11 protein-coding genes are annotated in these 13050 nt (G+C 70.5%); 2 read left to right on the forward strand and 9 right to left on the reverse strand.

Annotated features, from left to right (window positions below; genetic code table 11):
• Genes pgi through tkt form a run of 5 tightly spaced genes read right to left on the reverse strand, consistent with a single transcriptional unit; the run spans position 1 to position 7359 of the window.
• On the reverse strand, positions 1–1650 hold the full coding sequence (pgi, locus tag ACLZOT_RS24440; RefSeq protein ID WP_416971188.1) for a glucose-6-phosphate isomerase: 1650 nt from the start codon (positions 1648–1650) through the stop codon (positions 1–3).
• Positions 1643–2578, reverse strand: coding sequence for a glucose-6-phosphate dehydrogenase assembly protein OpcA (opcA, locus tag ACLZOT_RS24445; RefSeq protein WP_416971189.1), 936 nt, complete (start codon positions 2576–2578; stop codon positions 1643–1645). The genes pgi and opcA overlap by 8 nt, the downstream gene beginning before the upstream one ends.
• Positions 2575–4140, reverse strand: a complete 1566-nt coding sequence (gene zwf, locus ACLZOT_RS24450; RefSeq protein WP_416971190.1) for a glucose-6-phosphate dehydrogenase — start codon at positions 4138–4140, stop codon at positions 2575–2577. The genes opcA and zwf overlap by 4 nt, the downstream gene beginning before the upstream one ends.
• Positions 4137–5267, reverse strand: coding sequence for a transaldolase (tal, locus tag ACLZOT_RS24455; protein ID WP_416971191.1), 1131 nt, complete (start codon positions 5265–5267; stop codon positions 4137–4139). Before tal ends, zwf begins: the two co-directional genes overlap by 4 nt.
• A gap of 19 nt (positions 5268–5286) precedes the next feature.
• On the reverse strand, positions 5287–7359 hold the full coding sequence (gene tkt, locus ACLZOT_RS24460; RefSeq protein ID WP_416971192.1) for a transketolase: 2073 nt from the start codon (positions 7357–7359) through the stop codon (positions 5287–5289).
• A gap of 160 nt (positions 7360–7519) precedes the next feature.
• Here tkt and ACLZOT_RS24465 point away from each other — a divergent pair, with 160 nt between their 5' ends.
• The gene (locus ACLZOT_RS24465) at positions 7520–8428 is read left to right on the forward strand and encodes a helix-turn-helix domain-containing protein (RefSeq protein WP_416971193.1); all 909 of its coding nucleotides are present in this window, start codon (positions 7520–7522) and stop codon (positions 8426–8428) included.
• On the opposite strand, the gene ACLZOT_RS24470 is transcribed toward ACLZOT_RS24465, so the two are convergent.
• From ACLZOT_RS24470 to ACLZOT_RS24480, 3 genes are read right to left on the reverse strand one after another with little or no spacing between them, the layout of a single operon-like run.
• Positions 8425–8991, reverse strand: a complete 567-nt coding sequence (locus tag ACLZOT_RS24470; protein ID WP_416971194.1) for a hypothetical protein — start codon at positions 8989–8991, stop codon at positions 8425–8427. The genes ACLZOT_RS24465 and ACLZOT_RS24470 overlap by 4 nt on opposite strands.
• Positions 8988–9884, reverse strand: a complete 897-nt coding sequence (locus ACLZOT_RS24475; protein ID WP_416971195.1) for an aminoglycoside phosphotransferase family protein — start codon at positions 9882–9884, stop codon at positions 8988–8990. The genes ACLZOT_RS24470 and ACLZOT_RS24475 overlap by 4 nt, the downstream gene beginning before the upstream one ends.
• Positions 9885–9921: 37 nt before the next feature.
• Positions 9922–10530 carry a TetR/AcrR family transcriptional regulator gene (locus ACLZOT_RS24480; protein ID WP_416971196.1) on the reverse strand — a complete coding sequence of 203 codons (609 nt, stop codon included), beginning with the start codon at positions 10528–10530 and terminating at the stop codon, positions 9922–9924.
• 115 nt (positions 10531–10645) lie between these two features.
• Here ACLZOT_RS24480 and ACLZOT_RS24485 point away from each other — a divergent pair, with 115 nt between their 5' ends.
• Positions 10646–11572, forward strand: a complete 927-nt coding sequence (locus tag ACLZOT_RS24485; protein WP_416971197.1) for an NmrA/HSCARG family protein — start codon at positions 10646–10648, stop codon at positions 11570–11572.
• On the opposite strand, the gene ACLZOT_RS24490 is transcribed toward ACLZOT_RS24485, so the two are convergent.
• Positions 11547–12941, reverse strand: a complete 1395-nt coding sequence (locus ACLZOT_RS24490) for a glycoside hydrolase family 16 protein (RefSeq protein ID WP_416971198.1) — start codon at positions 12939–12941, stop codon at positions 11547–11549. The genes ACLZOT_RS24485 and ACLZOT_RS24490 overlap by 26 nt on opposite strands.
• Between the last annotated feature and the right edge of the window lie 109 nt (positions 12942–13050).

Below are 13050 nucleotides of genomic sequence, written 5' to 3' on the forward strand. Positions count from 1 at the left end.
CTACTTCACTCCCTTGAACTTGAGGTCACGGTAGGCGGCGACGAGGGCGGCCGTGGAGGCGTCGAGCCCGGGCACGTCCGCACCCTCGGTGAGGGCGGGCTCCACGCGCTTGGCGAGGACCTTGCCCAGCTCCACACCCCACTGGTCGAAGGAGTCGATGTTCCAGACCGCGCCCTGGACGAACACCTTGTGCTCGTAGAGAGCGATCAGCTGCCCGAGGACCGACGGCGACAGCTCACCGGCGAGGATGGTCGTCGTGGGGTGGTTGCCCTGGAAGGTGCGGTGCGCGACCTGCTCCTCCGGTACGCCCTCCGCACGGACCTCCTCGGCGGTCTTGCCGAACGCCAGCGCCTGGCCCTGCGCGAACAGGTTCGCCATCAACAGGTCGTGCTGCGCCTTGAGTTCGTCGCTCAGCTCACCGACCGGGCGCGCGAACCCGAGCAGGTCGGCCGGGATCAGCTTCGTGCCCTGGTGGATCAACTGGTAGTACGCGTGCTGCCCGTTGGTGCCGGGCGTGCCCCACACGACGGGCCCGGTCTGCCAGGACACCGAACGCCCCTCGCGGTCCACGGACTTGCCGTTGGACTCCATGTCCAGCTGCTGCAAGTAGGCGGTGAACTTGGAGAGATAGTGCGAGTACGGCAGCACCGCGTGCGACTGTGCGCCCAGCACGTTCCCGTACCAGACCCCCAACAGGCCCAGGATCAACGGCGCGTTGGCCTCGGCGGGCGCCGTCCGGAAGTGCTCGTCGACCAGGTGGAACCCGGCGAGCATCTCCCGGAACGCGTCCGGGCCGATCGCGATCATCAGCGAGAGGCCGATCGCGGAGTCGTACGAGTAGCGCCCGCCGACCCAGTCCCAGAACTCGAACATGTTCGCCGTGTCGATGCCGAAGTCGGCGACCTTCTCCGAGTTCGTCGACAGCGCCACGAAGTGCTTGGCCACGGCCTTCTCGTCGCCGTCCAGGCCCCTGAGCAGCCAGGATCGCGCCGAGGTGGCGTTGGTGATCGTCTCGATCGTGGTGAACGTCTTCGAGGCGACGATGAACAGCGTCTCCTCGGGGTCGAGGTCGCGCACGGCCTCGTGCAGGTCGGAGCCGTCCACGTTGGAGACGAACCGGAAGGTCAGGTCCCGTGCGGTGAACGCCCGCAGCGCCTCGTACGCCATCGCCGGACCGAGGTCCGAGCCGCCGATGCCGATGTTGACGACGTTGCGGATGCGCTTGCCGGTGTGCCCGACCCACTCGCCCGACCGCACCTGCTCCGAGAACGCGGCCATCTTGTCGAGCACCGCGTGCACGGCCGGGACGACGTTCTCCCCGTCGACCTCGACCACCGCACCGCGCGGCGCCCGCAGCGCGGTGTGCAGCACCGCCCGCTGCTCCGTGATGTTGATCTTCTCGCCCCGGAACATCGCGTCCCGCAGCCCGAACACGTCGGTCGCGAGAGCGAGTTCACGCAGCAGGGCGAGCGTCTCGTCGGTGACGAGGTGCTTCGAGTAGTCGATCCGCAGATCGCCCACCCGGACGACGTACCGCTCGGCGCGCTCGGGGTCGGCGGCGAACAGCTCGCGCAGGCCGGTCCGTTCGGAAGAGTGCGCCAACAGCGCTTCCCACTCGGGCCGTTCGGTGAGCAGAGGGGTCTCAGACATGTGCGGGGGTCTCCTTGGTGGCCTCGCCCCGCAGGGCGACGGCGTACATCTCGTCCGCGTCGAGGCGACGCAGTTCCTCGGCGATGAGTTCGGAGGTGGTGCGCACCTTCAGCGCGAGGGTGCGGGAGGGCTGGCCCGGCAGGGACAGCGTCGCGAGCGGGCCGTCGGGACGGTCGATGACGACCTCGCCGCCGGCGGTGGCGAGCCGGACGGCCGTGACGACCGGGCCGGCCGTGACCACGCGGTCGATCGCGACGCCGAGGCGGGCCTCCAGCCAGCGGGCGAGCAGCTCGGCGGCCGGGTTGTCGGCCTCGGCCTCGACGGCGCCGGACACGATCGGCACCCGGGCCTGGTCGAGGGCCGCCGCCAGCATCGAGCGCCACGGCGTGAGCCGCGTCCAGGCGAGGTCGGTGTCGCCGGGGGCGTACGACTTCACGCGCGTGGCCAGCGTCCGGAGCGGGTTCTCGACGGCGTACAGATCGGTGATCCTGCGCTGCGCCAGCGCGCCCAGCGGGTCCTTGGAGGGGTTCTCGGGGGCGTCGACCGGCCACCAGACGACGACCGGCGCGTCCGGCAGGAGCAGCGGCAGGACCACCGAGTCGGCGTGGTCGGACACCTCGCCGTAGGTGCGCAGCACGACGGTCTCGCCGGCGCCCGCCTCGGAGCCGACCCGGACCTCGGCGTCCAGCCGGGACCGGGTGCGCTCGCGCGGGGTGCGGGCCTGGCGCTTGATGACGACCAGGGTGCGCGAGGGGTGCTCGTGGGAGGCTTCCTCGGCGGCCTTGATGGCGTCGTACGCGTTCTCTTCGTCCGTGACGATGACCATCGTCAGGACCATCCCCACGGCCGGGGTGCCGATGGCGCGGCGACCCTGCACCAGCGCCTTGTTGATCTTGCTTGCCGTGGTGTCGGTGAGGTCGATCTTCATGGCCTGCGCCAGCTCCGTCCGTCTCGTGCGAGCATCTCGTCCGCTTCCTGGGGGCCCCAGGAGCCGGACGCGTACTGGGCGGGCTTCCCGTGCGACGCCCAGTGGTCCTCGATCGGGTCGAGGATCTTCCAGGACTCTTCCACTTCCTGGTGGCGGGGGAAGAGGTTGGCGTCCCCGAGCAGCACGTCCAGGATCAGCCTTTCGTACGCCTCGGGACTGGACTCCGTGAAGGACTCGCCGTACGCGAAGTCCATCGTGACGTCCCGGATCTCCATCGAGGTACCCGGGACCTTCGACCCGAACCGTACCGTCATGCCCTCGTCGGGCTGGACCCGGATCACGATCGCGTTGGAGCCCAGCTCCTCCGTCGCGGTGGAGTCGAACGGCGAGTGCGGGGCCGTCTGGAAGACCACCGCGATCTCGGTGACCCGGCGGCCGAGCCGCTTGCCGGTGCGCAGGTAGAACGGGACGCCCGCCCAGCGGCGGTTGTCGACGTTCAGCTTGATCGCCGCGTACGTGTCGGTCGTGGAGGCCGGGTCGATGCCGTCCTCCTGGAGGTAGCCGCTGACCTTCTCGCCGCCCTGCCAGCCCTCGGCGTACTGGCCGCGCACGGTGTGCTCGCCGATGTTCTCCGGCAGCTTCACCGCCTTGAGGACCTTCAGCTTCTCGGTGAGCAGCGACGCCGCGTCGAAGGCGGCCGGCTCCTCCATCGCGGTCAGCGCCATCAGCTGGAGCAGGTGGTTCTGGATGACGTCACGGGCCGAACCGATGCCGTCGTAGTAGCCCGCGCGCCCGCCGATGCCGATGTCCTCGGCCATCGTGATCTGCACGTGGTCGACGTACGACCGGTTCCAGATCGGCTCGAACATCTGGTTCGCGAACCGCAGCGCCAGGATGTTCTGGACGGTCTCCTTGCCGAGGTAGTGGTCGATCCGGAAGACCTGGTCCGGGTCGAACACGTCGTGCACGATCCGGTTCAGCTCCTCGGCCGACGCCAGGTCGTGCCCGAACGGCTTCTCGATGACCGCGCGGCGCCAGGACCCCTCCGGCGGGGTCGCCAGCCCGTGCTTCTTCAGCTGCTGGACGACCTCGGGGAAGAACTTCGGCGGTACGGAGAGGTAGAAGGCGTAGTTGCCGCTGGTACCGCGCGCCTTGTCCAGCTCGTCCACGGTCTGCCGGAGCTGCTTGAACGCGGTGTCGTCGTCGAAGGCCCCGGGGATGAACCGCATGCCCTCCGCGAGCTGCTGCCACACCTCCTCGCGGAACGGCGTACGAGCGTGCTCGCGCACCGAGTCGTGCACGACCTGCGCGAAGTCCTGGTCCTCCCAGTCCCGGCGGGCGAACCCGACGAGCGAGAAGCCCGGCGGCAGCATCCCCCGGTTGGCGAGGTCGTAGACGGCCGGCATCAGCTTCTTGCGCGACAGGTCACCCGTCACCCCGAAGATCACCAGCCCCGAGGGCCCCGCGATCCGCGGCAGCCGCCGGTCCTGGGGATGCCGCAGGGGGTTCTCCCAGTCGGCCGGGTCCACGGCCGTACCGCTGACAGTGTCTACGGCGTTCATTCCGAGTCCGCTCCCTTGTTCTCCAGCGACGTCTTGACCGCGCTCAGCAGGTCCTCCCACGCGACCGCGAACTTGTCGACACCCTCCTGCTCCAGACGGGTGACCACCTCGTCGTACGACACACCCAGCGCCGCCACCGAATCCAGGTCGGCGCGGGCCGCCTCGTACCCGCCCGTGACCGTGTCACCGGTGATGACACCGTGGTCGGCGACCGCGTCCAGCGTGGCCTGCGGCATGGTGTTGACCGTGCCGGGCGCGACCAGTTCGTCCACGTACAGGGTGTCCTTGTAAGCAGGATCCTTCACCCCGGTCGAAGCCCACAGCGGACGCTGCCGGTGCGCCCCCGCGCTCTGAAGCGCCGCGAACCGCTCGGAGGCGAAGACCTTCTCGTACGCCTCGTAGGCGAGCCGGGCGTTCGCCAGCGCCGCCCTGCCCTTGAGGGCGAGGGCCTCGGCGGTCCCCAGCGCGGTGAGCCGCCTGTCGATCTCGGAGTCGACGCGGGAGACGAAGAAGGAGGCCACGGAGTGGATCGTCGACAGGTCGAGACCGGCCGCGCGCGCCTTCTCCAGGCCCGCGAGGTAGGCGTCCATGACCTCGGCGTACCGCTCCAGGGAGAAGATCAGCGTCACGTTCACGCTGATCCCGAGGCCCACGACCTCGGTGATCGCCGGGAGTCCGGCCTTCGTCGCCGGGATCTTGATCATCACGTTCGGCCGGTCCACCAGCCAGAACAGCTGCTTCGCCTCGGCGACCGTCGCCGCCGTCTCGTGCGCGAGCCGCGGGTCCACCTCGATCGAGACCCGGCCGTCCCGGCCCTCTGACGTGTCGTACACCGGCCGCAGGACATCCGCCGCGTCCCGTACGTCGGCCGTCGTCATCATGCGTACGGCCTCGTCGACCGTGACGCCGCGCACGGCCAGGTCGGTGAGCTGCTCCTCGTAGCCCTCGCCGGAGCCGATCGCGGCCTGGAAGATCGAGGGGTTGGTGGTGACGCCGACGACGTGCTGCGTGGCGATCAGCTCGGCCAGGTTGCCGGACGTCAGACGCTTCCGCGAGAGGTCGTCCAGCCAGATGGAGACGCCTTCGGCGCTCAGGCGTTCCAGGGGTGTTGCGGTCACTTCGATCATCTTCTTTCTGGCGTTTCGATCAACCACGCGCGGCGGCAAGGGATTCCCGTGCCTTGGCCGCGACGTTCTCTGCGGTGAAGCCGAACTCGGCGAACAGGGTCTTCGCGTCGGCGGAGGCGCCGAAGTGCTCCAGCGACACGATGCGTCCGGCGTCGCCGACGTACCGGTACCAGGTCAGGCCGATGCCGGCTTCCACGGCGACGCGGGCCTTGACCTCGAAGGGGAGGACACTCGCGCGGTACTCCGGCGTCTGCTCCTCGAACCACTCCACGGACGGCATCGAGACGACACGGGTGGCGGTGCCCTCGGCCTCCAGCAACTCCCTCGCCGCGACGGCGAGTTGGACCTCGGAGCCGGTCGCGATCAGGATGACGTCGGGGGTCCTGCTCGCCTCGGCGAGGATGTAACCGCCCTTCGCCGCCTCCGGGTTGGGCGCGTACGTCGGAACTCCCTGGCGGGTCAGGGCGAGTCCGTGCGGGGCCGGGTGCGTGGAGTGGCGCTTGAGGATCTCCGCCCAGGCGATCGTCGTCTCGTTCGCGTCGGCGGGGCGGACGACGTTCAGGCCCGGGATCGCGCGCAGCGACGCCAGGTGCTCGACCGGCTGGTGGGTGGGGCCGTCCTCGCCGAGGCCCACCGAGTCGTGCGTCCACACGTAGGTGACCGGGAGCTGCATCAGCGCGGACATGCGGACCGCGTTGCGCATGTAGTCGGAGAAGACGAGGAAAGTACCGCCGTAGATACGGGTGTTGCCGTGCAGCGCGATGCCGTTCATCTCGGCGGCCATCGAGAACTCGCGGATGCCGAAGTGGACCGTGCGGCCGTACGGGTCGGCCTCCGGGAGGGGGTTGCCCTGCGGGAGGAACGAACTCGCCTTGTCGATGGTCGTGTTGTTCGAGCCCGCCAAGTCGGCGGAGCCGCCCCAGAGTTCGGGGACGACCGGGCCCAGCGCCTGGAGGACCTTGCCGGAGGCGGCGCGCGTCGCGACGGACGTGCCCTCCTCGAACACCGGCAGCGCGTCCTGCCATCCCTCGGGGAGCTGGCCCGCCACCACGCGGTCGAACAGGGCGGCGCGCTCCGGGAGTTGGCCGCGCCACTCGGCGATCCGCTTGTCCCACGCGGCGTGTTCCTCAGCGCCCCGGTCGAGGGCCTGGCGGCTGTGGGCGAGGACCTCGGGGGCGACCTCGAAGGAGAGCGCGGGGTCGAAGCCGAGCAGGCGCTTGGTGGCGGCGACCTCGTCGGCGCCGAGCGCGGAGCCGTGCGAGGCCTCCGTGTTGCGGGCGCCCGGGGCGGGCCACGCGATGATCGTGCGCAGGGAGATGATCGAGGGGCGGTCCGTCTCGGCCTGGGCGGCCTTCAACGCCGAGTACAGGGCGGGGACATCGACGTCGCCCTCCTCGGTCGGCGCCACGCGCTGGGTGTGCCAGCCGTACGCCTCGTACCGCCCCAGGACGTCCTCCGAGAACGCCGTCGCCGTGTCGCCCTCGATCGAGATGTGGTTGTCGTCGTAGACGAAGACCAGGTTGCCGAGCTTCTGGTGGCCGGCGAGGGAGGAGGCTTCGGCGGAGACGCCCTCCTCCAGGTCGCCGTCCGAGACGATCGCCCAGATCGTGTGGTCGAAGGGCGAGGTGCCCTCGGGGGCCTGCGGGTCGAAGAGGCCGCGCTCGTAGCGGGCCGCCATCGCCATGCCGACCGCGTTCGCGACGCCCTGGCCGAGGGGGCCTGTCGTCGTCTCGACGCCCGCCGTGTGGCCGTACTCCGGGTGGCCCGGGGTCTTCGAGCTGTGCGTGCGGAACGACTTGAGGTCGTCGAGCTCCAGCTCGTATCCGGCCAGGAAGAGCTGCGTGTAGAGGGTCAGCGAGGTGTGGCCCGGGGACAGCACGAAGCGGTCGCGGCCCGTCCACTCCGGGTCCGCCGGGTCGTGCCGCATCACCTTCTGAAAGATCGTGTACGCGACCGGGGCCAGGCTCATCGCCGTGCCCGGGTGGCCGTTGCCGACCTTCTGCACGGCGTCCGCCGCGAGCACGCGGGCGGTGTCCACGGCTCGGCGGTCGAGGTCGGTCCACTCCAGGGCCTTGGGTGTCTGCGCGCTCATCGTCAGAGATCCCTCTTCAAGAAGTCACTTGTGCGACCGGTAACACGGTCGTTACGCGTCCAAAACTAAAAGTCGGACTTTTCCTGGGGAAGGGCTGCATGTGCCAGCCTGTGGTGAAAGTGGGACACGGAGATCACGAACGAGGCGGCGCGAGCGGGACATGGCGGACAGAACCATCCAAGGCGGCGAGGGTGACGGGCCGGTGGCCGGAATCCGAACGTTCCCCTTCCCCGTCGACCTCAGCGTCGCCGGGGTCGGCATGCAGGTCGGGCCCATGGACGCGGGCCGCGCCTGGCACGCCGCCGACGCCCGCCTCGACCGCGTCCACCGCATCGACTTCCACGTCGTCCTGCTGTTCGAGGGCGGGCCCGTACGGCACATGGTCGACTTCACGGAGTACGAGGCGCGGGCGGGGGACATCCTCTGGATCCGGCCCGGACAGGTCCACCGCTTCTCCCGCCTCCCCGACTACCGGGGCACCGTCCTCGCCATGCAGCCCGGCTTCCTGCCGCGCGCGACCGTCGAGGCGACGGGGCTCTACCGCTACGACCTCCCCCCGCTGCTGCACCCCGACGCGGAGCGGCTCACCGCGCTCCAGGGGTCCCTGGCGCACCTCCGCCGCGAGTACGAGGACGCCGAGACCCTTCCCCTCAGCCTCCATACGGCCGTACTGCGCCACTCCCTGACCGCGTTCCTGCTGCGCCTGGCGCACCTCGCGGCCACCAGCTCCGCCGAGGCGGAACGCCGGATGGACACGACGTTCACGCTGTTCCGGGACGCGGTGGAACGGGACTTCGCGGCCAACCACAGCGTGAGCGCGTACGCCGACGCCCTCGGCTACTCCCGCCGCACCCTGGTCCGCGCGGTGCGCGCCGCCACCGGCGAGACCCCCAAGGGCTTCATCGACAAGCGGGTGATCCTGGAGGCGAAGAGGCTACTGGCCCACACGGACCTCCCCATCGGCCGCGTGGGAGCGGCCGTCGGCTTCCCCGACCCCGCCAACTTCTCGAAGTTCTTCCACCAGCACACGGACACGACACCCGCGGCGTTCCGGGCGGAGCTGCGCTAGCGGAGGTCGGCCACACGGAGGCGCCCTGCGCCGGCGTCATGGCCGCAGGCCGGGACGTGGGCGGGGAGCGGAGTGGTGAAGTGCGCGGGGTCGAGGCGGAAGCGGATCCGGGTGCCTTCTGCCGGGGGCGGGGTGAACTCGGCCGGCTCTGTGAGGGGGTGGAGGCGCCGGAGGGTCTGCCGGAAACCCCGTCCGTCCCGCCAGACTTCGACGACGGTCTCCGTGCTCAGCGCTGCCGCCGCTGCGGCGAAGTTGCGGTTCGGGCCGAGCAGCGAGTCGTTGTACCCCTGGAGCGGACGGCTTTCGGCGTCGAGCGCGTCCGCGCGGTCGTCCGCGATCGAGAACTCCAGGTCGGCCTGGATCTCCACCTCGACACACAGGGAATGCGGCTCGGCGACCTCGGTCGCCGGGTGCAGGGAATGGCCCACTACGGCGCTCAGCACCTCGCCCGTCAGGCGGGGATCCCGTAGGCCGACCCGGAAGTGCATGCCGGGCCTGCGGAGGACGAACTCCTCCATGGTGAGCACCGTGAGGCAGGACTCGTCGTACTCGCTCGTGGTCACTCCGTCGATTCCAGGATCCGGGCGAGTGTGCGGCGGCCCAGTGCGCTCATCGGTGGGTTGGTGTCGGCGTAGTACCAGACGAGGCCCATCGACTGCTGGAAGGCCCATGCCTTGCCGCGTTCCCATTCCAGGTCGTCGGTGGAGAGGGCGTGGCGGAGGGCTTGGCGGGGGAGTGGCTGGAGGAGGTGCCAGGCGCTGACCAGGTCCAGGGCGGGGTCGGCGGGGGCGTAGCCGCCCGTGTCGAGGATGCCGGTGAGGCGGCCTTCGGTGACCAGGATGTTGCCGGGGATCAGGTCGCAGTGGTTCATGACGTCGGGGCTCGTACGGGGGAGCTCGCGGAAGCGGGACCACAGGCGGCGTAGGCGGGGGACGTCGAGCAAGGTCTCGCTCTGCTCGAAGCACTCCGCCATCCACGCGTCGTGGTGGGGGAGGGCGCCGCCTCGGCCTTCGCCGGTGAAGCGGCGGCCCCGGGTGTCGGCGTCGCGCAGGGCCGTGATGAAGGTGGCCAGGTCCTCGGCGAACGCGGTGGAGCCGCTCGGGTCGGCGTCGGAGGCGATCGTCCCCGGCAGCCACGTCTGGATCGACCAGGGCATGGGGTAGCCGGCTCCCGGCTTGCCCAGGGCGACGGGTTCCGGGACGGGGAAGGGGGACACCCGGGCCAGTTCGGCGCTCGCGCGGGCTTCCCGCTCCAGGGTCACCAGCGCCTCGGTGGGATCGGTGAGGCGCAGGGGGAAGCGGGCGGAGAGGCCGGTGCCGATGCGGTAGATGGCGTTGACCGTGCCGGTCGAGGGGAGGAGGCGGATCTCCTCGCCGCTCCACTCGGGGAACTGCTCCCGGATCAGGTCCGCGACGATCTCGGTGGTCACGTCCACCTGGTCATCGTGCATGGTCATGCGTACGGGCCTCCGGTTCGACTGGGGCGGCCAGTATTCATCCGCCGGGCCCGCGACCGCCCGCGATTTTCCGCCGCCCGGTGACGCCCTGTTCAGGGCTGAGACCGTCCACGGCGAGCCGGAAGAGGCGGTCGGCCTGGGTCCCGGGGTCCTTGTGGTGTTCGGTGGCCAGGGCGATGCCGACGGCGAGGGTCAGCAGGTCGTGAAAGGTGACGTGCGGTGCGACGGCCTCGTCGCGAACGGCCCGCTGGAGCAGGGGAGTTCCGGCGGCCTCGATCCTGTCGCCGCAGGAGTGCGCGGAGTGCTCCTCGGCGGGGGGCTCGTAGCTGAGGGTGTCGGCGAATCCGCGGGTGGAGACGGCGTAGCGGACGAGGGCGTGGAGCCACTCCAGAAGGGCGGTGCGCCCGTCCTCGGCCGTACCCAGCTGGTGGGCGTGCTCGCACAGACCCTCGACGCGCTCCTGGAAGACGGCTTCGAGCAGGGCCCGACGCGTGGGGAAGTGGCGGCGCACGGTCGCCGAACCGACGCCTGCGACACGGGCGATCTGCTCCAGGGACGCTTCGGCACCGTGCTGGGCGACCTCGGCTTCCGCGACGGCGAGGATGCGCCGGTAGTTGCGTCGAGCGTCCGCACGCTGACCGTCCATGTCATCTCCCCATTGCCAACCGGCGGGCCCCGCCATATCTTAGCGGCGAGTAAAACGGCGGGCCCCGCCGTTTTCTCTCCCTGATCCATGACCCGATCCGTGAGGAGCGGCAACCATGCCCGTCACCAGCGACACCGTCCTGGTCACCGGAGCCACCGGCCGGCAAGGCGGCGCCACGGCCCGCGCACTCCTGGCCGCCGGGGCGCCCGTACGAGCGCTCGTACGCGATCCACGCTCCCCGTCCGCCCGGGCGATCGAGGCACTGGGCGCGGAGCTGGTGCGGGCGGACCTGTCCGACCGGACCTCTCTCGATCCGGCGGTCGCGGGAGTCCGCACGGTGTTCTCGGTGCAGATGCCGCCGATGAGCGGGACCGGCGTGGACTTCGCGGGCGAACTCGCCCAGGCCACCCATCTGATCGACGCGGCGAAGGCGGCGGGAGTGGCGCAGTTCGTCCAGTCCTCCACCAGCGGAGTCGGCGAGCACACCAGGGCCCCCGGCTGGGCCGAGGGCCGCTGGGCGGCGATGGCGGACTACTTCGACACCAAGCAGGCGATCATCGAGGCGGTGCGCGGCGCGGGTTTCGCCCGCTGGACGGTGCTCAAGCCCGCCTTCTTCATGGAGAACCTGCCCATGCTGGCGCCCCGAGGACCCCGAGGCGGACTGGCGACCATCCTCCGGCCGGACACCGAACTGGCTCTGGTGGCCGCGCGGGACATCGGCACGGCCGCCGCGCACGCCGTGCGAGACCCCGACCGGTTCCACCGGGTGGAACTGGAACTGGCCGGCGACCTGCGCACCATGACGCAGGTCGCCGAGACCCTGTCCGTCGCCTGGGGCGTCCCTGTGACCGCGCCCTCCATGAGCCTGGAACAGGCACTGGCCGCAGGCATGCCGGGGTGGGGAGCCGGACACGAGTGGGTGAACGCGGTCCTCCCGCCCGCCAGGCCCGAGTTCGCCCGGGAACTGGGCATCCCGCTCACCACCTTCGCCGAGTGGGCGGACGAGCAGTCGGGCGTCAGTGCCCGAAGTCGAACCAGTTGACGTTCACGAAGTCGTTCGGCTGGCCGCTGGTGAAGGTCAGGTAGACGTCGTGGGTGCCGGTGACGGACGTGATGTTGGCGGGGACGGTCTTCCAGGTCTGCCAACTGCCCGTACTGGCAAGGGAGAAGCTGCCGATCGGCGTGGAGGTCCGGCTGTCCAGGCGGACTTCGACCAGCCCGCTGACGCCGGAGCCCGCGCCGCTCGCCACCCGGGCGTAGAACTGGGTCGCCGGGGTCGAGCCGAAGTTGACGCCCTTGTACTGGGCCCAGTCCCCGTTGGCGAGGGAGCCGATGTTCTGGCCGCCGCCGGTGTCGGAGGTGGTCTCCGTGGTGGTGCCGGACTGGGCGTCGTAGGACTCGGCCTGGATGGGGTTGTAGGCGTCACGGGACCCTGTGGGCGGGGGAGTTGTCGTGCCGCCACCGGACGACCGGAGGACCTGGACGTAGTCGACGACCATCGGGTGGCCCGGTACCGTCGCGCTGTCGAGGCCGCCGCCGTACGCGTCGGGGAAGGCGCCGCCCATCGCGACGTTCAGGATGATGAAGAAGCCGTGGTTGGTGGCGTTGGTCCAGGTGGTGGCGTCGACCTGATTCGCCGTCACCGTGTGGTAGTTGACGCCGTCGACGTAGAAGCGCATGGCCTCGGGCGTGACCGAACGGTCCCATTCCACCGTGTAGTTGTGGAAGCCGGACTGGCAGGTCGTCGTGGGGCAGGGGGTGTTGTTGCCGATGCCGGTCGTCTCGTTGCAGGGGCCGCCCGGGTTGGTGCCGCAGTGGAGGGTCGCCCAGACGCGGTTGAGGCCCTGGACGTTCTCCATGATGTCGATCTCGCCCACGGCGGGCCAGTTCTGGTAGTTGCCCCGGTAGGGGGCGCCCAGCATCCAGAAGGCGGGCCAGTAGCCCTCGGCGGCGGTGCCGGTGACGTTGGGCATCTGGATGCGCGCCTCGACGCGGAGCTTTCCGCCGGCCGGGGGCTGGAAGTCCGTACGGGTCGTCTCGATACGGCCCGACGTCCAGTTCCCGGCGGAGTCCCGCAGTGGCGTGATGCGCAGGTTGCCGCTGCCGTCGAGGGAGACGTTCGCGGTGCTGTTGGTCATCGTCTCGACCTCGCCGGTACCCCAGTTCGCGGGGCCGCCGGGGTACGAGGTGCCGGTGCTGTACTGCCAGTTGGAGGTGTTGACGCCGGTCCCGGCGGAGCCGTTGAAGTCGTCCAGGAAGACCTGGGACCAGCCGGACGGCGGGGTCGGGGCGGAGGCGCCCGCGGGGAGGGTGGCCGCCGTCGCGAGGGCGGCGGCGAGGCCGAGGGTGGACAGGACGGCGATCAGGGCGCGGCGCCGTCTCGGGATGGGGACACCGGAGGTTGCGGTCATGGGGGACCTCTCGGGTACGGGATGGGGAGAGTGCGGGTGCCCAGAGAGCCTTTGAGAGCGCTCTCAAGGTGCCGTCAATGTCCTCCCTGCCCCGAGGGCCGTCAAGAGT

It is taken from the genome of Streptomyces sp. 4F14, from assembly GCF_048159485.1.
In the GTDB taxonomy this organism is placed as follows: domain Bacteria; phylum Actinomycetota; class Actinomycetes; order Streptomycetales; family Streptomycetaceae; genus Streptomyces.